The 21622-nt window shown below is 67.8% G+C and carries 20 protein-coding genes; 12 read left to right on the top strand and 8 right to left on the bottom strand.

The features are described 5' to 3' along the window. Positions 1-164: 164 nt before the first annotated feature. The gene (locus E0H92_RS42760; RefSeq protein WP_131500336.1) at positions 165-1205 is read left to right on the top strand and encodes a retropepsin-like aspartic protease; all 1041 of its coding nucleotides are present in this window, start codon (positions 165-167) and stop codon (positions 1203-1205) included. A 38-nt stretch (positions 1206-1243) separates the two neighbouring features. Here the strand turns inward: E0H92_RS42760 and E0H92_RS42755 are convergent, their stop codons facing one another. From E0H92_RS42755 to E0H92_RS42745, 3 genes are read right to left on the bottom strand one after another with little or no spacing between them, the layout of a single operon-like run. Beyond that, positions 1244-2497, bottom strand: coding sequence for a hypothetical protein (locus tag E0H92_RS42755; RefSeq protein ID WP_131500335.1), 1254 nt, complete (start codon positions 2495-2497; stop codon positions 1244-1246). A gap of 4 nt (positions 2498-2501) precedes the next feature. After that, positions 2502-3902: a glycoside hydrolase family 6 protein gene (locus E0H92_RS42750; protein ID WP_131500334.1), complete on the bottom strand. Its 1401-nt coding sequence runs from the start codon at positions 3900-3902 to the stop codon at positions 2502-2504. Positions 3903-3954: 52 nt separating this feature from the next. Further along, positions 3955-6183, bottom strand: coding sequence for a glycoside hydrolase family 9 protein (locus E0H92_RS42745; protein WP_131500333.1), 2229 nt, complete (start codon positions 6181-6183; stop codon positions 3955-3957). A gap of 187 nt (positions 6184-6370) precedes the next feature. On the opposite strand from E0H92_RS42745, the gene E0H92_RS42740 reads away from it, so the two are divergent. The 4 genes from E0H92_RS42740 to E0H92_RS42725 are packed head-to-tail and all read left to right on the top strand — an operon-like array spanning position 6371 to position 10501. After that, entirely contained in the window at positions 6371-7681 is a 1311-nt protein-coding gene (locus tag E0H92_RS42740) for an ABC transporter substrate-binding protein (protein ID WP_238173841.1), read from the top strand. Beyond that, a complete protein-coding gene (locus E0H92_RS42735) occupies positions 7678-8640 on the top strand; it encodes a carbohydrate ABC transporter permease (protein WP_238152815.1) in 963 nt (320 codons plus the stop codon). The genes E0H92_RS42740 and E0H92_RS42735 overlap by 4 nt, the downstream gene beginning before the upstream one ends. Next, a complete protein-coding gene (locus tag E0H92_RS42730; RefSeq protein WP_165550285.1) occupies positions 8637-9473 on the top strand; it encodes a carbohydrate ABC transporter permease in 837 nt (278 codons plus the stop codon). Before E0H92_RS42735 ends, E0H92_RS42730 begins: the two co-directional genes overlap by 4 nt. After that, positions 9470-10501: a LacI family DNA-binding transcriptional regulator gene (locus tag E0H92_RS42725; RefSeq protein WP_131500332.1), complete on the top strand. Its 1032-nt coding sequence runs from the start codon at positions 9470-9472 to the stop codon at positions 10499-10501. Before E0H92_RS42730 ends, E0H92_RS42725 begins: the two co-directional genes overlap by 4 nt. A 43-nt stretch (positions 10502-10544) precedes the next feature. On the opposite strand, the gene E0H92_RS42720 is transcribed toward E0H92_RS42725, so the two are convergent. After that, positions 10545-12008, bottom strand: a complete 1464-nt coding sequence (locus tag E0H92_RS42720; protein WP_131500331.1) for a DHA2 family efflux MFS transporter permease subunit — start codon at positions 12006-12008, stop codon at positions 10545-10547. A gap of 6 nt (positions 12009-12014) precedes the next feature. Further along, the gene (locus E0H92_RS42715; protein ID WP_131500330.1) at positions 12015-12836 is read right to left on the bottom strand and encodes an oxidoreductase; all 822 of its coding nucleotides are present in this window, start codon (positions 12834-12836) and stop codon (positions 12015-12017) included. Between the two features lie 142 nt (positions 12837-12978). On the opposite strand from E0H92_RS42715, the gene E0H92_RS42710 reads away from it, so the two are divergent. After that, complete coding sequence (locus E0H92_RS42710) at positions 12979-13683, top strand: GbsR/MarR family transcriptional regulator (protein WP_131500329.1); 705 nt, start codon at positions 12979-12981, stop codon at positions 13681-13683. A gap of 46 nt (positions 13684-13729) precedes the next feature. Further along, positions 13730-14668, top strand: coding sequence for an aldo/keto reductase (locus tag E0H92_RS42705; protein ID WP_131500328.1), 939 nt, complete (start codon positions 13730-13732; stop codon positions 14666-14668). Positions 14669-14690: 22 nt separating this feature from the next. On the opposite strand, the gene E0H92_RS42700 is transcribed toward E0H92_RS42705, so the two are convergent. Next, complete coding sequence (locus E0H92_RS42700; RefSeq protein ID WP_131500327.1) at positions 14691-15071, bottom strand: MerR family transcriptional regulator; 381 nt, start codon at positions 15069-15071, stop codon at positions 14691-14693. A 368-nt stretch (positions 15072-15439) separates the two neighbouring features. On the opposite strand from E0H92_RS42700, the gene E0H92_RS42695 reads away from it, so the two are divergent. The 3 genes from E0H92_RS42695 to E0H92_RS42685 all read left to right on the top strand — a co-directional run bounded on the left by E0H92_RS42695 (position 15440) and on the right by E0H92_RS42685 (position 18029). Then, positions 15440-16366, top strand: a complete 927-nt coding sequence (locus E0H92_RS42695; protein WP_131500326.1) for a metal ABC transporter solute-binding protein, Zn/Mn family — start codon at positions 15440-15442, stop codon at positions 16364-16366. 62 nt (positions 16367-16428) lie between these two features. Then, positions 16429-17178 carry a metal ABC transporter ATP-binding protein gene (locus E0H92_RS42690; protein WP_131500489.1) on the top strand — a complete coding sequence of 250 codons (750 nt, stop codon included), beginning with the start codon at positions 16429-16431 and terminating at the stop codon, positions 17176-17178. Positions 17179-17183: 5 nt separating this feature from the next. Then, on the top strand, positions 17184-18029 hold the full coding sequence (locus tag E0H92_RS42685) for a metal ABC transporter permease (RefSeq protein WP_202874135.1): 846 nt from the start codon (positions 17184-17186) through the stop codon (positions 18027-18029). Here the strand turns inward: E0H92_RS42685 and E0H92_RS42680 are convergent. Together E0H92_RS42680 and E0H92_RS42675 are read right to left on the bottom strand one after the other, a co-directional pair. Continuing rightward, a complete protein-coding gene (locus E0H92_RS42680) occupies positions 17978-18784 on the bottom strand; it encodes a hypothetical protein (RefSeq protein ID WP_131500324.1) in 807 nt (268 codons plus the stop codon). The two genes, E0H92_RS42685 and E0H92_RS42680, sit on opposite strands and share 52 nt — an antisense overlap. Before the next feature lie 26 nt (positions 18785-18810). Then, a complete protein-coding gene (locus E0H92_RS42675) occupies positions 18811-19317 on the bottom strand; it encodes a MarR family winged helix-turn-helix transcriptional regulator (RefSeq protein ID WP_131296434.1) in 507 nt (168 codons plus the stop codon). Positions 19318-19431: 114 nt separating this feature from the next. On the opposite strand from E0H92_RS42675, the gene E0H92_RS42670 reads away from it, so the two are divergent. Together E0H92_RS42670 and E0H92_RS42665 are read left to right on the top strand one after the other, a co-directional pair. Beyond that, the gene (locus E0H92_RS42670; RefSeq protein ID WP_131500323.1) at positions 19432-20370 is read left to right on the top strand and encodes an NADP-dependent oxidoreductase; all 939 of its coding nucleotides are present in this window, start codon (positions 19432-19434) and stop codon (positions 20368-20370) included. 116 nt (positions 20371-20486) lie between these two features. Continuing rightward, positions 20487-21395, top strand: coding sequence for an NADP-dependent oxidoreductase (locus E0H92_RS42665; protein ID WP_131500322.1), 909 nt, complete (start codon positions 20487-20489; stop codon positions 21393-21395). Positions 21396-21622 lie beyond the last annotated feature (227 nt).

Genomic DNA, 21622 nt, shown 5'->3' with positions numbered 1-21622 from the left:
GCGGCCGGGTTGGCTCGTGGGATGAATGACTCAGATGCTCTGATCGGGCGGCGCGGTGTCCTTCGTGGAGCCGGAATCGCAGCCGCCGGTGTTCTGCTGCCTGGCAGTACCGCCACCGCGATCCACGGAACGCCCGCGCGCTCGCGCAGCGCGGCCGGATCGCCTTGCTGTCGAACACGTTCGCCACCGCCGAGCGGTTCCTGACCGCAGCGGTCCGCGTCAATCCGACCGACACCTTCTCGCAGCGCCAGTTGGCCGAGTGTTTCGTACGGCAGGACCTCGCGGCTCGAGCGGTCCCGTGGTTCCGGCGGACGGGAGACCAGTACGACGCTGCGCTCGCCACTCAGTACGGCACACTGCGGGGTACGCCGTACCGGATCAGCGGACCGCAACGGACGCGCGTACCGATGTTCTGCGTGGACCCGCTGCCCGGCGTACAAGCCGCGATGAACGGGCGCGCGGCGGACAACTTCATCATGGACACCGGTGGCGGCATACTCTCGCTGACCACCGAGACGGCGCAGCGCCTCGGCCTGCGTGCACTGGCGACGAGTGTCAGCTACCCGGCTGGTCAGACGCTGGAGACGTCTCACGGGATTCTGGACTCGTTTCGGCTCGGCGACATCGTCTTGCACGATGTCCCGGTCGTGTGGTTCGACCTGCGGGTGCCTCGCTTGCCGGACGGCACGTTCCCGGCAGGCGTGATCGGGACCGAGCTGATCCAACGTTTCCTGACCACGATGGACTACGCCGGCCGCGGGCTGGTGCTTCGCCGAAAGACGGTGGGCCAGCAGCAGGCGTTCCGGCGAGAGTCTGCTGGAGGTGACCGGCTTCCGCTGTGGCTGGCCGGCGATCACATCCCGTGCACTCTCGGCAGCCTGAACGGTCACGGGCCTGGAGTGGTCGCGCTGGACACGGGTGCGATCGGGATGGGCGTTCTGACCACCGAGCAGCACGCGCTCCGGGCCGGGATCGAGATCGACTACGCCCATCCGATCCCGGCAGGCAACATGACCTGCTACCGGATCCAGCCGGCCCGGAGCAAGCTGGGGTCGACAATCGGTCGTGATCTACCCGGTCTGGCCGGAGCCTGGCCGTGGCGGGATCTGTTCGGCTTCGACACTCTCGCGGGTTTCGCTCACGAGTTCTTCAAGCCGTACGCGATCACGTACGACTACACCGCGATGACCTTCACCATCAACTGATGAGCTGGGGGTGGCAGGACGCCACCCCCAGGTCGGTTTCAGTGTTGGTAGGCGCCGGAGTCCCAGCTGGTCAAGGTGGTGAGGGGCTTGTCGGCCAGGTCGTACGGGTAGCCGGAGTTCTCGGCGCGGCCGATCGCGGGGCTGCCCGCCTTCAGTCGGAGGTCGGTGGCGCTGGTGTAGAGCGGGTCGGCTTTGACCGAGTGTGCGCCGGGCGTGAACTGATAGACGCTGCCTTGGTACACGCCGCGGTCCTCGTCGGCGGCGTCGGCCGGGTTGCCGGTGTCGAAGGAGTCGTCGTACCCGACCTTCTTGCCGACCTTGACGATGTTGTTGCGCAGCTTGAGGATGTCCGGCCCGCAGCCCGCGTCGCAGCTCCACCCGTCGCCGTTCGGGAGGTTGACCGAGTTGTTGATCGCGAGCGTGCGCAGGACGGGACCGATGTTGCTCTGCGCGCCGCGGGTGATCAGGAAGGTCCCGGACGGCTGGTTCGACGTGACGCTGTTGTACGCGAACACGTTGTCGTCAGAGGTCTGGCCGGACTCGTGACCGAGCTCGGTGAACGTGTCGTTGTTCGCCGTCTTGTTGTACTCGATGTGGTTGCGGTCGCCGTTGAAGATCTCGACCGCGGCGCCGTCGTAGGTGTAGTCGATGCTGGTGGCGAAGCTGCCGCTGATGGTGTTGTGGTGGATCTTGTTGTCGTCGCCGTTCACCAGTACGCCGAACGCACCGGAGTCGTTGTCCGGATCGGTGTCGTTGACGCTCATCTTGTTGTTGTCGACGAGCGTGCTCCAGCGGATCTCGTTCCAGTCCGAGCCGTCGACGATCGAGACGCCGGCGACGTTGTTGTCGGCCTGCACCGTGTCCATCACGATGCCGTCGCCGACGAGCTCGAACCCGGCCCAGTTGCACCCGCTCGCGCGCAGGTCGCCGATGAAGATGTCCGAGCCGGTGACGTGCACGCAGTTCAGCACCGGACCGCCGATCTTCGGCAGCGCACCGGAGCCGTAGGCCCCGACCACGATCGGGTGATCCGTGGCTCCGGACGACGACAGCTCCAGCGTGCCGGTCCAGGAACCGCCGCGCTTGAACAGGATCTGGTCATCGGGCCCGAACTCCGACCCGTTGACCTTGGCGAGACTCTTCCAGGGCTTGTCGACGGTACCGGCGTTCGCGTCGTTCCCCGCGGCCGAGTCGATGTAGTAGGTGGATGGATCGTCCGGGGCGGCGTACGCGACTCCGGTAGCGGATGCGAGCAGCAAGGCAGCGGTCAGGGCTGCAGCGGGCTTGTTCACGAGGTCAGTTTCCGTTGATCAGGCGGGTTGCCAGGTCGGGGCTGAACGTTCCGGCCGGGATGCCCGCGCCGATGCCGCAGGATCCGTCCGAGTCGCCGGGGACCTTGATCCACAGCTGCATCTCGGGACCGCCGCCGAGCTGGGACGTGGCGCCGAGCTTGCGGCCGGGTGGGTTGCACCACTCGCCGTTCGCGCCGTTGCCGTTGCGGCTGGTGTCGACGACGAAGGGCTTGCTCGCCGGGAGGTTCCCCTGCACGGAGTTGCCATAGGCAACCGTCTCCGCGGTGGTGTAGTAGTTCGACACGTTCAGGGAGAAGCCGTGCGCGTCGGCCAGTCCGGCGCCGGTCAGGCGCTGGGCCATCACGTTCGCCGCGACCCAGCCGGCGTTCCCGCCGTCGAGGTAGGCCCACGTGTTCGGCGCCGAGTTCTTGAACTGCTGTACGGCGTAACTCAGCATCCCGTTGCGCTCGTCGATCTGCGCCTGGCTCATGCAGTTGAAGTCGCCCAGGGAGTCGGGCTCGATGATCACGAGCGCGGGCCGCGTGCCGATCGCACTCGCGAAGCTCTGGATCCAGGTCCGGTACGCCGCCGGCGAACCCGCGCCACCGCCGGACTGGCCGCCGCACGCGTCCCGGCCGGGGATGTTGTACGCGACGAGAACCGGGAGCTTGTCCGCGGCGTCCGCGGCGCCGACGAAGCCACCCACCGCGGCGCCGATGTCGCCGCTCCAGTTACCGAACCAGCGCGCCATCGGCTTGGTCGCGATCGACGACTGGATCGCCGCCGTGCGCCCGTCGTTCGGGTTGTTCTGGACCCAGGTGGCGGGGTTGGAGTTCGGATCGACGTAGAACCCGCTCGTCATCTGTGTCGGGTCACCGGCCGCGGTGCCGGTGGAGTCGGTCAGCGAGACGTTGTCGAACCAGACGGTGTAGGCGCCGCCGGCGAGACCGCCGAGCTGGAACGTGAGTTCGGCGTTCGCGGTCTCGAGCGATCCGGTGAAGGGAAAGCTGAAGTGCCGGGTGGTGGTGTCGACGGTGAACAGGGTGTCCAGCGTCGCGGGATAAGGATCGGTGTTCTGCTGCACGGTTGTCCGCACTTGCCGGCTCGCGCTCGCTGAGGCGTCGAACGACAAGGTGTACTGACGTCCTTGGTGAATGGCGAAGGCCGGCGTCTTCTGGCCGAGCATCGCGTCCCACTTGTTCGCGGTTCCCTCTGGTACGGCGGCCTTGAGGCGGCCGGCGTCGACGCTGAGAGGCGTGTTGCCGGTGCTCCACCAGGACGTCGTACCGGAACTGAAACCACCGTTCTGCAGAAGCTCGGTGGCGGCGACGGCGCCCTGGATCGCGGGGACGACGGCCGCAAGCGTCAGGGCGGAGGCGACCAGGCCTCGGAGGATCCATCTCATGCTGCTTCTCCTGTCTCGGGTACGGGGCGGTGATCCGGGAAAGCGTGCAGTTTCAGCTGGCGTCGGCGAAGGCCGCGGCCCAGGCGAGGGCCGAGTTCCAGTTCACCGCGACCTCGTTGGTGGAGTAGGAGCCGATCTCGTCGATGTAGCACTTGGCCGGGGCGCAGCCCTGGAGGTTGCGCTGGGCAACGGGATCCTGGAGGCCGGAGTTCGGGCCGCCGGCGATCGATCCCGGGTACGGCGACGGGAGCGCCGGGTTCAGGGAGTGCGCCCAGAAGCGGTGGTGCTGGTTGTGGCTGTACCGCGTGCCGTAGCCGGTGACGTACGACGTACCGACGGCGTTGCGGCCGAGCAGATAGTCCATCGACTCCAGTGCGGCGTCCCGATAGGTCCGGCGGCCGGTGAGGTCGTGAGCGATGGCGAGGATCATCGCGCTGTTGGTCACCGCGCTGTTGGAACCCCAGACGTACTGTCCGTCGGCGGGCTTGTACGGATTGGCGTACCCCTGCGACCTCACGTTGGCGACGTACGTGTCAGCCACCTTCGCGACCCGTTGAGCCAGCCTCAGCCGGTCGACCAGAGGGAGCCGCCAAGGTGTTCGCGCCAGGGCGAGGTCCGCGAGGCCGCCGGTGTCCCTCCAGGAGAAGCCGTCGACGGTCAGCGTCGTGGTGATGAACTTCTTGTACGACGAGGCGCCCGTGGTCGCGAACAACTCCGCGGCGGCCCAGGAGAACTCGTCGGACGCATTCGTGTCGTCGTACGCCCCGCCACCCTCGCCGCCAGGTGGCGCGTAGAGGTCCGGGTGCTGCCGAGCGGCGTTCCATGCGGTCCGAGCCGCGGACAGACAGCGGGCCGCGAACGCCTTGTCCCACTTCGCGTACACCCGCGCGCAGCGGGCGCCGACCGCGGCGACGTTGAGGGTCGCGGCGGTGGACGGCGGGTAGAGGTACCGCCGTTGCGGATCCGCCGACGGCAGCAGCGGAAGACCCGTCCACTTCTCGTCGTGGATCGAATGATGGACCATTCCCGCCAGCGGCTGACCGGCCGGAACCTGCATCCGGAGGAGGAAGTCCAGCTCCCACTTGGCCTCGTCGAGCACATCTGGTGTGCGGTTGCCCGCCTCGGGGATCTTCAGGCTGACGCCAGGACCGGTCTCGTCGTACAGATCGAGCAACTGCCACGCAGCGAGGGCGCCGTTGACGACGTACTTGCCGTGGTCGCCGGCGTCGTACCAACCGCCGCTGACGTCGAGGCTGTAGTCGCACGTCCCCGGGAAGCAGGGCACGGAGACGTCGCCCTGGTTGGGTGCGACGCCGACGTGACCGGCCGGTCGCGCGTAGGCATCGCCAACGTACTTCGCCTCGATCGGGAGGCCGCTGCGGTTGTTGTAGAAGTACTCGAGCGCGTCCTTGCGCAGGGTCGAGTAGATCTGGTCGCCGATCGCGAACGGGTCGCTGACCGCGTCACCGACGGCGAGCCGGAAGCCGGTTCCGCTGCGGTGGTACCGGCCGAAGTCGATCAGTTGGACGCTGTCGCCGGACGGTGCGTCGGCGCCGTACGGCGAGGTCTTGCCGGTGGCAACGACCTTGTTCGCGTTGTCGAGCAACCGCCAGTCGAGCGCCGTGGTCTCGGTCGTGACGAACGTCGCGCGTTTCGGGCCGGTCGTGAGATAGCCGACCTGGTTGACGCGCACCGGCGGGCCGAAGTCTCGTACCCCACCAGGTGGCACCACACCGCCGACGACCGAGACGTTGTCGATGCACAGCGTGTACGCGTCGGCCGCACCGCCGGCCTGGAACGACACCTGGCCGTGCGTGTCGGTGACCGGCGAGGTCGCGGTGAACTCGACGGTCTTCGGTGTGGTGTCAACGGACACCGGCTGGTTGAGGACCGTGCCGTACGGCGCGGCCGCCTGTTGCAGTGCGGTGCGGAACTGGACCGGCCGGCTGGCCGACGCCTCGAACCGAATCGTGTACAGCTGCCCGGACTCGAGCGGTACGTCGTCCTGGCCGATCATCGCGTCCCAGGGATTGACCGTGCCGGCCGGGATCTGCGCGCAGAGCCTCCCGTCGGCCACATCGGCGGGGATGTTGCTCCACCACGGATCCTTGCCGGTGTCGAAGGTTCCGTTGAGGACGCGCTCGTACGGCGGTCCGTCGGCCGCGGCGGGTCGTGCGGCGACGAGGCCGACCGGCAGGAGCAAGGCCAGGGCGATCAGGCCGGCGGGAGCGCGTCGCAGCCTGCGGGGGAGTGTCGGCGCCGTGGGGTGGTTGGTGGGCATGGACTGCCTCCGGCGGTGGGAGCGCTTGCAATATTCGACCGGTCAACGGTCGTCTGCGTCAGCATGCTGCCGACCGCGGCGAGGCCTGTCAATGCCCAAACTCAGGTGAATTGGGGTCTTCCCAGCGAAACCATCGGTCCTCTATCTTCGACCGGAAGCGCTCCCAGTTTCCGTCCAAGGAGGGTCCATGTCGACACAGTGGTTTCCAGGAAGACCCGGCCTGTTGAAGATGTCCGTCGCCGCGCTGGCGGTGGCAGGCCTGATCGCAGGCTGCGGTGGCGGGGACAAGGACGGCGCCAGTTCGGACGGCGGCGCGATCACGCTGACCGTGAAGACCTTCAGCCAGTTCGGGTACGAGGACCTGTACACGCAGTACGAGGCGAGTCATCCCGGGATCAAGATCAAGCAGGAGAACATCGCGCAGCTCGGCGACTACACGCCCAAGCTGCAGCAGTGGCTGACCGCGGGCAGCGGAGCCGGTGACGTCGTCGCCCTCGAAGAAGGCATTCTGGTCAAGCTGATGGCGAAGCCGGACCAGTTCGTCAACCTGCTCGACTACGACGCCGGCAGTCTGAAGAGCAACTTCCTGGACTGGAAGTGGAACCAGGCGCTGACCACCGACGGCAAGAAGCTGATCGGGCTCGGGACCGACGTCGGCGCCCAGGGGATGTGCTACCGGACCGACCTGTTCGCCAAGGCCGGCCTGCCGACCGAGCGGGACAAGGTCGGTGCGTTGTGGCCCAGCTGGGACGACTACCTCGCCACCGGCAAGAAGTTCACCGCCGCGAACACCGGCGCCAGCTTCTACGACAGCTCGGGCGCGCTCTACCAGAACATCCTGATGCAGCAGGGCGACACGACGTACTTCGATCGCGACAACAAGCTGATCGTCGACAGCAACCCCGGCGTCCGGAAGGCGTGGGACCAGACCGTCGCGATGATCGACGCGGGGCTGTCCGGCAAGCTCACGACCTGGAGCCCGCAGTGGAACGCTGGGTTCAAGAAGGGCACGTTCGCGACGATTCCCTGTCCGGCGTGGATGCTCGGCATCATCCAGGACCAGGCCGGCCCGGGGAACTCGGGCAAGTGGGACGTCGCCCGGGTGCCAGGGGAGGGGGCGGTCCGCGGCGGGTCGTTCCTCGCCGTACCGACGCAGAGCAAGCATCCGAAGGAGGCGGCCGAGCTGGCCAAGTTCCTGACCAGTCCCGACGGCCAGACCGCGGCGTTCAAGGCGAAGAACAACTTCCCGTCCTCGCCGGCGGCCATCGACAGCGCGGCGGTGTCCGGCGCGGTGAACAAGTACTTCAACAACGCGCCGGTCGGCAAGATCTTCGGCACCTCGGCGAAGAGCCTGAAGCCTGTCTATCTCGGGCCGGACAACCAGGTCGTCGGCGACGCGATCGGCGACGCGCTGACCGCGATCGAGCAGGGGAAGCTGAAGCCCGGCGAGGCCTGGGACAAGGCGCTGTCGGACGCGAAGCGGGCGGGCGGTAAGTGACGACCCTCAAGCAGCAGGCCCGCGGCGACGGCGTGGTGGTCGATCGGCGCCGGCGTGCGCGGGCCGGTGCTTGGAGCCGGTTGGATCTGCACGGTTCGCCGTACCTGTTCGTCGCGCCGTTCTTCGTGCTGTTCGCGGCGTTCGGCCTGTTCCCACTGGGCTACACGGTCGTGGTGTCGCTGCACAAGTGGGACCTCACCGGCGACGCCGGTCTGATCGGGTTCGGCAACTACTCGACGCTGCTGGCCGATCCCGACTTCTGGAACGCGTTGCTGAACACGCTGGGGCTGCTGGTCCTCGCCACGGTGCCGCAGTTGCTCGGGGCACTCATTCTCGCGGCGTTGCTGAACCGCCCGATCCGGGCGCTGCTGTTCTTCCGCCTCGGCGTACTCATTCCGGTCGTGACGTCGGTGGCCGCGGTGGCGATCGTCTTCGGGCAGTTGTACGGACGCGACACCGGCCTGGTGAACGGCCTGCTGCACCTGTTCAGCGTGGGCCCGGTCGACTGGCAGGCGAGTCGCGGGGGCTCCTGGGTCGCGGTCGCGAGCATGGTGAACTGGCGCTGGACCGGCTACAACGCATTGATCTACCTCGCGGCGATGCAATCGATCTCGCGCGACCTCTACGAGGCGGCGCAGATCGACGGCGCCGGCCCGGTGCGGCAGTTCCGGAGCATCACGGTGCCGCTGATCCGGCCGGCGCTGATCTTCACCGTGGTGATGTCCACGATCGGCGGTATGCAGCTGTTCACGGAGCCGCTGCTGTTCGGTCAGGGGGACGTGTCCGGTGGCAGCCTGCGGCAGTTCCAGACGATCGCGATGTACATGTTCGAGCAGAGCTTCCAGAACTTCGACTACGGCTACGGGTCGGCGGTCGCGGTGGTGATCTTTCTGCTCACGGTGATCGCCGGTGTCGTGAACGCGGTGGTCGGCCGGATGGTTCGAGGAGGAACGCAGTGAAGCGCCGTACGCAGGGCAACAGCCTGGTCTACCTGACGCTGGTCGTCAGCCTGGTGCTGTCGGTGTTCCCGCTGTACTGGCTTTTCGTGGTCGCGACCCGGTCCAACGATGTGGTGGGCGAGTTCCCGCCGCCGCTGCTTCCGGGCGGCAATCTGATGGAGAACCTACAGCGGCTGTTCGGGCCCGAGGCGGCGGAGGCCCATTTCGCGCGCGGTCTGCTGAACTCCGCGATCGCCTCGGTGTGCGTGACGGTGTCGGTGGTGTTCTTCTCCTCACTGGCCGGTTTCGCGTTCGCCAAGCTCCGGTTCCGCGGGCGCAACGTGCTGCTGCTGTCGGTACTGGCCACGATGATGGTGCCGGTCCAGATGGGCATCGTGCCGCTCTACATGGTGATGGTGAAACTCGGCTGGCAGAACCACCTCCAGGCCGTGATCGTCCCGTTCCTGGTGTCGGCGTTCGGTGTCTTCCTGATGCGCCAGTACGCCGAACGCGCCGTACCGGACGAGCTCATCGAGGCGGCGCGGCTGGACGGCTGTACGACGTTCGGCCTGTTCCTGCGCGTGGTGTCGCCGGCACTGCGCCCGGGCGCGGCCGTGCTGGGGCTGTTCACCTTCATGGGAACGTGGAACGAGTTCCTCTGGCCGCTCGCGGTCCTGGAGGCCGACAACCCGACAGTGCAGTTCTCGCTGAGCCAGCTCGCGACGCAGTACTACACCGACTACACGCTGATGTTCACCGGCACGCTGGTCGCGATCGTCCCGTTGCTGGTGGTCTTCGTGCTGTTCGGCCGGCAGCTGATCAGCGGGATCATGGACGGAGCCGTCCGATCATGAACCCCAGCCGGCCGGTGACGCTCGACGACGTCGCGCGCCGGGCGGGTGTGTCCCGGTCGGCCGCCTCGCGGGTGATCAACAACGCTCCCCATGTCAGCAAGGCCAAACGTGACGCTGTGCTGCGCGCGGTGCACGATCTCGGGTACGTGCCGAACGCGTCGGCGCGAGCGCTGGCGACGAACCAGGTCGGCGCGGTCGTGCTCGCGCTCTCGGCCGAGGACCCGCAGGTGTTCGCGGACCCGTTCTTCGCCGAGGTGATCGTCGGCGTCACCTCCGTCCTCGAGGAGACCGACCTCGAGTTGATGGTGATGCTGGCGACCTCGGCCCGCGGTCAGACCCGGCTGGAGCAGTTGCTCCGAACCCGCCAGGCGGACGGTGTGATGCTGATGTCCATGCACGGTGACGACCCGATCGCACGGTTGGCCGAGCAGTCCGACGTACCCGTGGTGTTCGGCGGCCGGCCCGTGAACTTCGAGCCGCGGTACTACGTCGACGCCGACAACCGGGGTGGCGCGCGATTGGCCACCGAGCACCTCGTCGCGATCGGGCGGAGGCGTATCGCGACCATCACCGGCCGGATGGACGAGGGGGCGGGCACCGCGCGGTACAAGGGTTACCAGGAGGCGCTGGCGGTGGCCGGCCTCGACGCGGGCCGCGTGGTGCACGGCGACTTCACCGAGGACGGCGGCGGCCGCGCGATGGCCGAGCTCCTGGCGCGACACCCGGACCTCGACGCGGTGTTCGTCGCATCCGACCAGATGGCGATCGGCGCACTCCGGGTGCTGAAAGACGCCGGCAAATCCGTCCCGGGCGACGTGGCAGTCGTCGGCTTCAACGACATCGCAACGGCCCGCCACACCGCCCCGCCCCTGACCACGATCAGCCAGCCCATCCAGTCCCTCGGCCGCGAAATGGCCCGCATGCTCCTGACCCTGACATCCGGCGACACCCCAAGCCCCCTCATCCTCCCAACCCGCCTCGTACAACGAGCCTCAACCACCTCCACCATCACCGCCCGCTCAGCCTGACCCAGCCCCGCGGTGCGATCTACAAGGCCGCGTCTGGAGTTCGCTACGAGTGATGCGGTTTGCCGGGGAGCCAGGCTGCGGCTAGGAGAAGGCCGAGGATGGCGAGTGCTCCGCTGGTGATCAGGACCAGGTCGAGGCCGTGGACGAAGGCGGAGCGGACGGTGTCTTCCAAGGCCGCGGACTGGGTGGAACGCGCGGCGGCCAGGCCCGCGAACACGCTCTCGCGAGCTTCTGGTGGGACCGCGTCGCGGTAGGCGGACGACAGGATCGAGCCCAGGATCGCGGCGCCGAAACTGCCGCCCAAGGTACGAACGGACTGCGTGACCCCGGCTCCGACGCCGGCACTGAGGGGTGACAGAGCACCCAGCGCCGCATTCATGGCCGTGGGCAGGGTGAAGCCGAGGCCGAGCCCGTACGCGACGGTCCATCCGGCCATCAGCGCCGTACCACTGCCGACACCGGTGGTGGCGCCAACGAAGAGAGACCCCGCCAGCAGGATGAATCCCAGCACAGCTGTGAGTTTCGGCCCGATCGCCGTACCCACTCGGCCCGCGGCGACCATGCCGATGAGCATCCCGCCGATCAGCGGCAACAGGCGCAGGCTGCTCCCCATCGCGTCCACGCCGACAATCGCCTGGAAGTACTGCGGCAACACGAACAGCACGCCGAACAGCGTGAAGTTGACGACTGTCGCCAGGCCCGTGCCGACGCTGAAGCGAGCGTTGGCGAACAGCGAGAGTTCCACCAGCGGGTCGCTGAACCGTCGTTCCCAGAGCACGAACAGCGCCAGCGCGGCCAACCCGCCCAGGATCGGCCCGAGGACGGCGGCGTCCGTCCAGCCTCGCTCGCCGATCTCGATCAGGCCGTAGGTCAACGCCGTCATCGCGGCACTCGACAGCACCAGGCCGGCGCCGTCGATCCGCTGGCCGCGTCGAGGTTCCGATTCCGGCATCCACGCCCCGACCGCGAGCACGGCCAGTACGACCATCGGGATGTTGATCAGGAACACCGAACCCCACCAGAAGTGGTTCAGCAGCCACCCGCCCAGGAGCGGACCGATCGGAAACGCCAGCAGCGAGGCGCCGGCCAGCGTCCCGATCGCCTTCGGCCGCTCGTCGGGGGTGAACATCGTCGGGATCAGCGCCAGCATCGTCGGCATCATGAGCGCGGCGCCGAGGCCGAGGACGGCACGCGCCGCGATGAAGAGCTCGGACGACGGAGCATAGGCGGCGGCCAGCGAGCTGATGCCGAAGATCGCCAGCGCGGCCAGCATGGTCTTCTTCCGGCCGAGGCGGTCGCCAATCATGCCGGCCGGGATCATGCCGGCCGCGAGTACCAGGGTGTAGACGGTGACGAACCACTGCAGTTGCGCGTTGCCGGCGTTGAGGTCCTTCGCCATCGTCGGCAGCGCCAGGTTCAGGATGGTCGCGTCGAAGCCGACGGCAAGCGAGGCGAGGACGAGCGCGGCGAGCGTCCACCACCTGCGCGGGTTGGGCTGATCGGTCATCGGGACCTACTTGCCCGCGCTCGTGACGAGCTTGTCGAACTCCCGGTCCGGCAGCGTCCTGCCAAGCTCCAGGAGCTTGTCGGCCATCCAGCCGACCGCGTAGCGCGTCTCGGGCTTGTCCGCTTCGACGGCCTCCCGGATCGTCGCGGCGACGACACTCGGGTCGCTGCCCTGGCTGTTCTCGCCCAGTTGCGCCTCGGCGCGCACGGCCATCGCTTCGGCCATCTCGCCGTACGCCGTCGTACCGGAGATCTCGCGCAGATCCTGTGCCGTGCGGTCTTCGAAGTCGGTCTTGATGATGCCCGGCTGGATGATCACGACGTCGATGCCGAACGGCTCGACCTCCATCCGCAGGCTGTCCGAGTACGCCTCCAGTGCGTGTTTCGTCGCGTAGTACCAGCAACCGAGCGGGAGCGCGATCTCGCCGCCGATCGAGGACACGTTGACGATCGTTCCGGAACCGTGTTCGCGCATCTGTGGCAGGACGAGCTGCGCCAGCCTGGCCGGTGCGAAGACGTTGACCTCGAACTGGTCGCGGGCGAGGTCGAGGGGGATGTCCTCGGCCGCGCCGTGCAGGACGCTGCCGGCGTTGTTGATCAGCACGTCGAGGCGTCCTTGTTCCTCGATGATCGTGCTGACGACGCGCTCCAGGTCCTCCGGCCGGCGTGCGTCGATTGCCAGTACGTGGCCGCCCGCTGCGCTGATGTCGTCCATCTTGGGGACGCGGCGCGCGGCGCCGTACACGATGTGGCCGGCGGCAAGGAACTCGAGTGCGGTGGCCTTGCCGATCCCTGCGGAGGCGCCGGTGACGAGAACGACTTTCTCCATGAATCTTCTCCTCTTGGTCGACTAGGACGTTAGGCTCGTATTCTGTTCGTGGACAACTCAGTGATCTCATCTCCGCAGGTCAGAGCGCATATATTGGTGCAATGATAATGTAGCTGATTGCAACCCGAGAGAGGATGAACAGGTGCCAGGAGACCGGCTGACGGCGGATCAGCGCCGCCGGATCGCCGACGGGCTGGCGGCCGGCTTGGCGATCGCGGAGATCGCTCGGCGGCTAGGGCGGCCGACGTCGACCGTCACCCGCGAGATCGCGAGGAACGGCGGCCCGCATGCGTACCGGGCTGCTCGCGCGCAGTTGGCGACGACCTGGCGCGCCCGTCGCCGCAAGCGCCCGCACGCCGCCACCGCCCCTGCCGCCCCGATCACCGACGCGGCGTCGGCCCGGGAGTTCGAGGAGCATTTCGTCGCGATCATGGTCGAGACCGGGATGGCGCCGATGACCGCGCGGGTGTTCGTCGCCCTGTTCGTCAGCGAGCGCGGCAGTCTGACGGCCGCGGAACTGGTGCACCATCTGCACGTCAGCCCGGCGACGATCTCCCACGCCGTCCGATGGCTCGAGCAGCGCGAACTGGTCACCCGCGAGCGCGAGGCCCGCCGGGTGCGGTACATCGTCGACATCGACGCCTGGTACCACGCCTGGATGTCCAGCGTCCGCTCGATGGCGAGGTGGGCCAGTACCACCCGCCAAGGCGCCGAGATCTTCGGCACCGACACCCCGACCGGCGACCGCCTCCACACCACCAGCCAGTTCCTCGAACACCTCGGCCACGACATGACCCTCGCGGCCGAACACTGGCGCCAAACCCTCACCACCCAACACAAGATCTGACCGGCGGGCTTGACCTGGAGCGCGCTCCAGCAATCAGGGTGGGGGCATGAATACACCCACGATGGCCCTTGGGGCGATGTACTTCGGCACGAGGGTGGATGAGCGGACTGCGTTCTCGATTCTCGACCGGTACGTCGAGCTGGGCGGAGCCTTCATCGACACGTCCGACAACTACAGCTTCTGGACTTCCGACACCGGCTTCGGCGGGCAGAGCGAGGCGCTGCTGGGGCGCTGGCTGGCGTCCAACCCAGGCGTTCGCGTCCGCCTCAGTACCAAGGTCGGCGCTCAGCCCACGCGGGTCGGCGGGTTCCCCGACCACCTCGAGGGGCTGCGCAAGGACGTCGTACGCGAAGCCATGACGCAGAGCCTGGAGCGGCTGGGCGTGGACGGTGTGGACCTGTACTGGGCGCACGTCGAAGACCCGGCCGTACCGCTGGAGGACCTGGTCGAGACGTTCGGCGGCCTGGTCGGTGACGGATTGACCGCCCGCTGGGGCGTGTCCAACCACCCGTCCTGGCTGCTCGAACGGATCCGGGCCACCGCCGAACACGCCGGCCTCCCGCAACCAGACGCGTACCAGGAGCGCTACTCCTACCTCCAGCCCGCCGGCGGCATGGACGTGGAGGGCCAGCCGATCCCGCTGGGGATGCTGTCACCCGACGGCCTCGACTTCCTGCGACGCAACCCGTCGTTCGACGGCTGGGTCTACACCGCCACTCTCCAGGGCCGCTACGACCGCACCGACCGTCCGCTGGAAACCGAGTACCGCCACCCCGGCACCGAACGGCGGCTGGAGGCACTGGCCGGGGTCGCCAAGGAGCGCGGGCTCCGGCCGGGGCAGGTGGTGCTCGCGTGGCTGGCCTCCGGCAACCCGGCACTGACACCGATCGTCGGAGCAAGCAGCATCGAACAGATCGAGCAGGCCGTGGAAGGCGCGTCGACCACCCTCACCGAGGACGAACTGGCCGCGCTGAACAACCCCTAGAAAACCCCTTTGCCGGAGCGGGTCAGGACGCCCCATCCGCCGTACGGCGAAGTTCGCCGCGGTACCAGTCCACCTTCTCCTGAACCCGTACGAGGGTCGCGTCGAGCTCGGTGATCCGGGCCCGGATCGACGCGGCGTGCTCCTCGAGCAGAGCGACCCGCTCCGGCATCGTGGCGTCGTCGAGGCTCAACTCGCCGTACCGCCGCAACTGCTCGATCGACATCCCCGTGTCCCGTAGGCACCGCAGGAACCCGAGCATCCACAGATCGCCGTCGCTGTACACGCGCCGGCCGCCCGGGCTGCGCTCGATGGGCGGCAAAATCCCTTCGCGCTCGTAATAACGCAGCGTGTCGATGCTGAACCCGGACTGTGCGGCCGCCTCGGCCGGCGAGTAGGTCGTCATACTCCGAACGTAACAGCCTTCCTGGAGCCGACTCCAGATCCTAAGGCTCCATCGAACCGATTCGACCGAGCAACTGATCGTCGTCGAGGACGGTCGGCGAGCGGGTGAGCGACTCCTGCACGGCATGCAGCAGCGCCAGCAGACGCACAGTAACCACGTCTGCCTCGCTAGGCGTTAGCTCGCCGTCTGAACGGCAACACCGACATCGCACGACATCCCTCCCACACACCTATCGCGTCGACGCCGCCCGACGTTTCATCACGAACTCGGCGCGAGGGCGCCGACGCTCGACTTGTGCTGACCGCGGATCTGTTGATAATGATAACGGTTGTCATTTCATCCGCTCGAATTGTCAGGTTGGTCAGCTCGTGAACCGCAGACTGCTTGCCCTGCCCGCTGCCGTCGTCGCCGTGGCCGTGGGGCTTTATGGATGTTCGTCCGGCGACTCGTCCGGGGAGTCAGGCGCCACTCCGGCCGCTGCTGCCTCGATCAAGGTCGTTGCCTCGACCAATGTCTGGGGCGATCTGGCCGGCGCCGTCGGCGGCGACAAGGTGCAGGTGACCTCGATCATCACCAGCCCGGACGCCGACCCGCACGAGTACGAGGCCAGTACGCGCAATCAGCTGTCGCTGTCCGAGGCGACGGTGGTGATCGAGAACGGCGGCGGGTACGACGACTTCATCGACCGGATGCTGAAGAGCGCCAAGAACGGTTCGGCGACCGTGCTGAACGCCGTCACCATCTCGGGCCGCAAGGCCGCCGCCGGTGCGGAACTCAACGAGCATGTCTGGTACGACTTCCCGACGGTCGTGAAGGTGATCGACCAACTCGAGCAGGCCTACGCGAAGGCTGACCCGAGCGCCGCAACGACGTTCCAGCAGAACGCCGACGCCCTGAAGGCGAAGATCGACGGACTCGTGCAGCAGGAAGCCGCGTTGAAGCAGAAGTACGACGGGCAGCCCGTGGCGATCACCGAGCCGGTGCCGGTGTACCTGCTCGACGCTGCCGGATTGCGGAACAAGACCCCGGACGAGTTCAGCGAGGCGATCGAGGAGGACAGCGACGTACCGGCCAAGGTGCTGAACGAGACGCTGGAGCTCTACAGCAAGCACGAGGTGAAGCTGCTCGCATACAACGCGCAGACGACCGGACCGGAGACGGAGAAGGTGCTGGCTGCGGCGAAGCAGAACAACATCCCGGTCGTGCCGGTGACCGAGACGCTGCCGGCAGGCAAGGACTACGTCGGCTGGATGTCGGCGAACCTCGCGGCGCTCGGCGCAGCGCTGGGCCAGTAACCGTGAGCGCTGCCGAACCGCTGCTGACGCTGGAGGGCGCCGCACTGGGCTTCGGATCCCGGATGCTCTGGGAAGACCTCGATCTCGAGGTACGGCGCGGCGAGCTCATCGCCGTACTGGGCGCCAATGGGTCCGGCAAGTCGAGCCTCCTGAAGGTCGTCCTCGGCCAGCTGCGGCTGCGGTCCGGCAGTGCCAGGGTTCTGGGTACGCCGGTACGTCGCGGCGATCGGCGGATCGGGTACATACCGCAGCAACGACTGGCCGACGACGGGCTACCGCTCCGCGGCCGGGACCTCGTGGCGCTCGGCGTCGACGGTCATCGGTGGGGCGTTCCGCTGCCGTCGCGTCGACGTCGTCAACGGGTCAGTCAGCTGCTGTCTTCGGTCGGGGCTGAAGCGTACGAATCCGTCCCGGTGGCCTCGCTGTCAGGTGGCGAACAGCAACGGTTGCGGATCGCTCAAGCGTTGGCCGCCGAGCCGCGGTTGCTGCTCTGCGATGAACCGCTGCTGTCGCTGGACCTGCCGCACCAGCGGCTCGTCTGCGATCTCGTCGACGACGCCCGCCGTCGCCTCGACCTCGCCGTTCTGTTCGTCACCCACGACATCAACCCAATTCTCGACAAGGTCGACCGCGTGCTCTACATAGCCAACAATCGTTTCCGGATCGGGACACCGGATGAGGTGATGACGAGCGAGGTCCTCAGCGACCTCTTCGATGCTCCCGTCGACGTGATCCGGCATCGCGGCCGGATCCTGGTGGCCGGCGTACCCGACGATCAGCCGTACCACCATCCTGAGCAGGTTGCGCTGTGATCGGTCTGGATGCCCTGTGGTCCGAGATCTTCAACTTCTCCGGGTACGCGCAACTGCTGCCCCTGTTGAAGAATTCGGTGATTGCCTGCGTCGTGCTCGGGGTTATGGGCGGCCTGATCGGTGTGTTCGTGATGACACGCGACATGGCGTTCGCGGTGCACGGCGTCAGCGAGCTGTCCTTCGCCGGCGCGGCGGCCGGTCTGCTCTTCGGGGTCAGCGTCGTCGCGGGGGCCCTGGTCGGCTCACTCGCGGCCGCTCTGCTGATCGGCGTTCTGGGGAGCCGGGCCCGGGATCGCAACTCGGTCACCGCGGTCCTGATGCCGTTCGGTCTCGGGCTGGGCATCCTGTGCCTCGGTCTCTACCACGGTCGGGCGGCCAACAAGTTCGGCCTGCTGACCGGCCAGATCGTGGCGATCGACGACCCGCAGATCAAGTCCTTGATCGCCATCGCGGCTCTGGTGATCGTCGGCCTGCTGGTGGTCTGGCGGCCGCTGCTCTTCGCCAGCACCGACGCGGACGTCGCAGCTGCCCGTGGTGTCCCGGTGGGCGTCATGTCGCTGGTCTTCATGACCCTGCTCGGTCTCGCGGTCGCGGTCTCGGTGCAGATCGTCGGAGCACTCCTGGTGCTGTCCCTCCTGGTGACCCCCGCAGCCGCCGCGCTCCGCGTCTCCGCCTCTCCGTTTCGAGTGCCGCTCCTCAGCACACTCTTCGCCCTCGTCGCATCAGTCGGCGGCGTCCTCCTGGCCGCGGGCAGCTCCCTCCCGATCAGCCCTTACATCACCACGATCTCCTTCGCCATCTACCTCATCTGCCGCAGTGCAGGCCGGGCGCGGGCCCAATCGTCGACGTGAAAGATCCCGTCGTACTGCTCGCCGTCCACACTGGCGATGAGGGTGCGGAGGTCATCGGGGAGTTGGCCGTCTTCGAGACCCAAGCGCGTCCGATAGTCCGCACGGAACGCGTCCACGACCGCGGAGGGAGCGACTGCCGGGGCGAAGTCCGCGAGTCCGGCGATCGAGGAGGCGCGGAGCGGATAGCCCAAGGCGTCGGACACGCCGATGAGAACCTGTCGCACCCGATCGGGTACGGCGACCTGGATGACCGTACTGAACATCGCGGCGCCCGCAGTGATGCGCTGAGCCGAGCCAAGGACCTTGGCGCTGCCCGCGACGTTGATGCTGAACTCTCCGGGGCAGTACTCGTTGTCGACCTCCCCGATACGGAGGTCCGCGCCGGACAGGGAACGCAGTACCTGCAGGTGATGGTCTGCGTTCGAGGCGAAGACGCTGGGGCCTCCGGGCGTACGAGTGATGTGGTCGATGACGACCGCTCCGCTGTCGTAGGCGACCATCCGGCCGCCGGGTGAGCGAACGACGCAGGTGAAGGCGGCGTCGCGGGCTATCTGCGCCGCTTCGGCGATGCCGGGGGAGCGGAGGTCCCGGGCGCTGAACGCGACGGTGGGGTTCTGGGCTTGGTAGACGTGGACGAGGTCCGTGGCGCCGGCGGCGAGTTCACTCCGGAGGACCACCGCCGGCGTGAGCAACTCGACGAGCGCACTTCGTCGCTGCGACGCAGCGTCACTGATGAGGAGCCGGTGGGACTGCACCCGCCCATTCTGACGCGGTCCGGCAGTTACTCGGCGGCTGAGGTCGGTTTTCTGCGGCGGCGTGGTTCTGCCGAGCGGGGTGGGGTTTGGCGCATGTGGTCTCGGGTGCGGGTGAGGATGTCGGCGAGGGTCTCGATGTCGGCGCGGGACAGCGGGGCGAACAAGAGGTCGCCGAGGACGGCGATGTGACCGGGGAAGACCTTCGCGAGTACGGCGCGTCCCTCGTCGGTGATCGTGACGGTGATGCTGCGCTCGTCGTCGGAGGACTGCGTCCGGGTCACGAGGCCCCGCTTCTCCAGTGTCTGGGCCTGGTAGGTCAGTCCGCTGCGGCTGTAGACGACGCCGTCGGCCAGGTCGGTCATCCGCCGGCTGCCCGTCGGGGCGTCGCCGAGCGTGGCCAGGAGCTGGAACTGCACGTAGCTGAGATCCCCGGCCTCCCGCAGCTGCTGCTCGACGGCGTGCTTGAGCAGACTGCTCGCCTCGATCAGTGCGAAGTACGCGCCCAGCTGCGTGGCATCCAGAGAAGGCGTCATGCCCGGAGCCTATCAGTGCTTCTAACTTGAAGCACTTGCTTCGATTTCGAAGCAGAGCTACAGTGATGATCAGTTGCTTCGAATCCGAAGCACATCACTGGAAGGAAAGAAACCATGAAGGCAGTGCGGTTCCACGAAACCGGCGGCGCGGAGGTTCTGCGGTACGAAGACGCTGACCTGCCGGTCCCCGGCGCCGGTGAGGTGCGGATCCAGGTCGCCGGGTCGGCGTACAACCCGGCCGACGGCGGTCTCCGCGGCGGCTTCCTGCCGATCCCGGTGACGCTGCCGCATGTTCCGGGGTACGACGTCTCCGGCACGATCGACGCACTCGGCGACGGGGTGGACGGCCTCTCTCTGGGCGAGAACGTCGTCGGGTTCATCCCGATGAACGCCGACGGATCGGCAGCGCAGTACGTCGTCGCTCCGGCGAACGTGCTGGTGAAGGCGCCGGTGCGCATCCCGCTTGCCGATGCCGCTGGCTTGCCGTCGGTCGGGCTCACGGCTTCTCAGGCACTCTTCGAAGCGGGCCGGCTCACAGCAGGTCAGTGGGTGCTGATCAACGGCGCCGGCGGTCCCGTGGGCGGGTATGCCGTACAGCTGGCCAAGCGTGCAGGTGCGCACGTCATCGCCACAGCGAGCCCGCGCAGCACCGAGATCGTCAAGGCGGCCGGGGCGGACGAGATCATCGACCACACGGCCACCACCGTGCTCGACGCGGTCACCGAGCCCGTCGACGTACTGCTCAACCTGGCCCCGATCACCCCCGACGGCTTCACCGCCTTGGTCGCACGGGTCCGTGACGGCGGCGTGGTCGTCTCCACGACGCCGACCGTGCCGACGCCCGGCGACGAGGAGCGGAACGTGCGCGCGGAGACGATCTTCGTCCACCCCGACACGGACGTGCTCTCGAACCTCGTGGCCCTCGTCGACAGCGGCGACCTGCACGTCGAGATCGCCCGGCGGGTGCCGCTGAGCGAACTGCCCGCGATCCACCAGCAGGCCGACGCGGGCGAGATCCACGGCAAGATCGTGGCCGTCCCACCCGCTGTCTGACGGTACTGGGCGCGGTGGCCCATCGAAACAGGGCCGGAATGGACCAGGGTTTGCGGGCCGCTTCTGCCTACGGTCGAAGGGAACCATCCCATCGACCCCCTGCAAAGGACTCTTCCATGCGTGCCATCACTGTCCGCGATCCCGAGGCCGACGGCTACGGGCTGGCCCTGACCGAGCTGCCTCATCCCCGCGCCGCCGAGAACGACGTCATCGTCCAGGTCCACGCGGCCGGCTTTCTCCGAGGCGAGCCGGAGTGGCCCGGGACCTGGGTTGACCGCGCCGGCCGCGACCGGACGCCCAGCGTGCTCGGCCACGAAGTGTCCGGTGTGGTCGTCGAGCTCGGCTACGGTACGACGGGTCTCACGGTCGGCCAGCAGGTCTTCGGGCTGACCGACTGGGCCCGCAACGGGTCGCTTGCCGAGTACGCCGCCGTGGAGGCCCGGAACCTGGCTCCGCTACCCGCCGATATCGATCATGTCACCGCGGCCGCTGTCGTGATGCCGGGTCTGACCGCGCGGCAGGCGCTGTACGACCACGCTCATTTGCAAGCAGGCCAGAGCGTTCTTATTCACGGCGCGGGCGGTTCCGTCGGCTCGGTCGCCGTACAACTGGCTCGTGAGACCGGAGCGCACATCATCGGCACCGGTCGGGCCGCCGATCGGGAGTTGGCCGGCAGGCTGGGTGCCCACGAGTTCCTTGACCTGGGCAACGACCGGCTCGAGGACGTCGGCGAGGTCGACGTGGTGTTCGACGTGATCGGCGGCGAGATCCGCGACCGCTCCACGGCGCTGCTGCGCCCCGGCGGCACCCTCGTCACGGTCGCCGACCCGCCGACCGTCCACCCGACCGACGGGCGGGCAATCTTCTTCGTCGTAGAGCCCCACCGCGACCAAACGACCCAGCTGGCTGCCCGCCTCCGCGACGGGAGACTCACCCCGCTCGTCACGGCAGTCCACGACCTGGCCGACGCGGCCACCGCCTTCACAGACCGCACCCGCAGCAGGATCATCATCAAGATGAAGTAGCAGGGGAGAGCGGGGTCCCGGTGCAGTACCGGGAGGTGCGGAACCTCAACCCGCAGCTCTTCGCGTCGACGGCGGCCAAGAGCGACGGCTGGCATCTGTTGGCCAGTACGCCGACGGCGGGTGCTCTCGACTACATCCGATCGCCGCTGCTGCGCGGCAGCGGCGGATGCGTCAGCGTCGTCTACAGTCCGTTCGTCGCGTGGATCAACGCGATCCTGAGGTCGCCC

The sequence above is a fragment of the Kribbella speibonae genome (assembly GCF_004331375.1).
Lineage (GTDB): Bacteria > Actinomycetota > Actinomycetes > Propionibacteriales > Kribbellaceae > Kribbella > Kribbella sindirgiensis.
The sequence above is the reverse complement of the archived record's forward strand: the minus strand, read 5'-3'. Positions and strand labels throughout refer to the sequence as shown.

Bases quoted from the DNA above. Each gene is read 5' to 3' on its own strand.
- E0H92_RS42750 (WP_131500334.1), bottom strand. From the start codon at position 3,902: ATGAGATGGATCCTCCGAGGCCTGGTCGCCTCCGCCCTGACGCTTGCG.
- E0H92_RS42745 (WP_131500333.1), bottom strand. From the start codon at position 6,183: ATGCCCACCAACCACCCCACGGCGCCGACACTCCCCCGCAGGCTGCGA.
- E0H92_RS42740 (WP_238173841.1), top strand. From the start codon at position 6,371: ATGTCGACACAGTGGTTTCCAGGAAGACCCGGCCTGTTGAAGATGTCC.
- E0H92_RS42725 (WP_131500332.1), top strand. From the start codon at position 9,470: ATGAACCCCAGCCGGCCGGTGACGCTCGACGACGTCGCGCGCCGGGCG.
- E0H92_RS42720 (WP_131500331.1), bottom strand. From the start codon at position 12,008: ATGACCGATCAGCCCAACCCGCGCAGGTGGTGGACGCTCGCCGCGCTC.
- E0H92_RS42715 (WP_131500330.1), bottom strand. From the start codon at position 12,836: ATGGAGAAAGTCGTTCTCGTCACCGGCGCCTCCGCAGGGATCGGCAAG.
- E0H92_RS42705 (WP_131500328.1), top strand. From the start codon at position 13,730: ATGAATACACCCACGATGGCCCTTGGGGCGATGTACTTCGGCACGAGG.
- E0H92_RS42700 (WP_131500327.1), bottom strand. From the start codon at position 15,071: ATGACGACCTACTCGCCGGCCGAGGCGGCCGCACAGTCCGGGTTCAGC.
- E0H92_RS42690 (WP_131500489.1), top strand. From the start codon at position 16,429: ATGCTCTGGGAAGACCTCGATCTCGAGGTACGGCGCGGCGAGCTCATC.
- E0H92_RS42675 (WP_131296434.1), bottom strand. From the start codon at position 19,317: ATGACGCCTTCTCTGGATGCCACGCAGCTGGGCGCGTACTTCGCACTG.
- E0H92_RS42670 (WP_131500323.1), top strand. From the start codon at position 19,432: ATGAAGGCAGTGCGGTTCCACGAAACCGGCGGCGCGGAGGTTCTGCGG.
- E0H92_RS42665 (WP_131500322.1), top strand. From the start codon at position 20,487: ATGCGTGCCATCACTGTCCGCGATCCCGAGGCCGACGGCTACGGGCTG.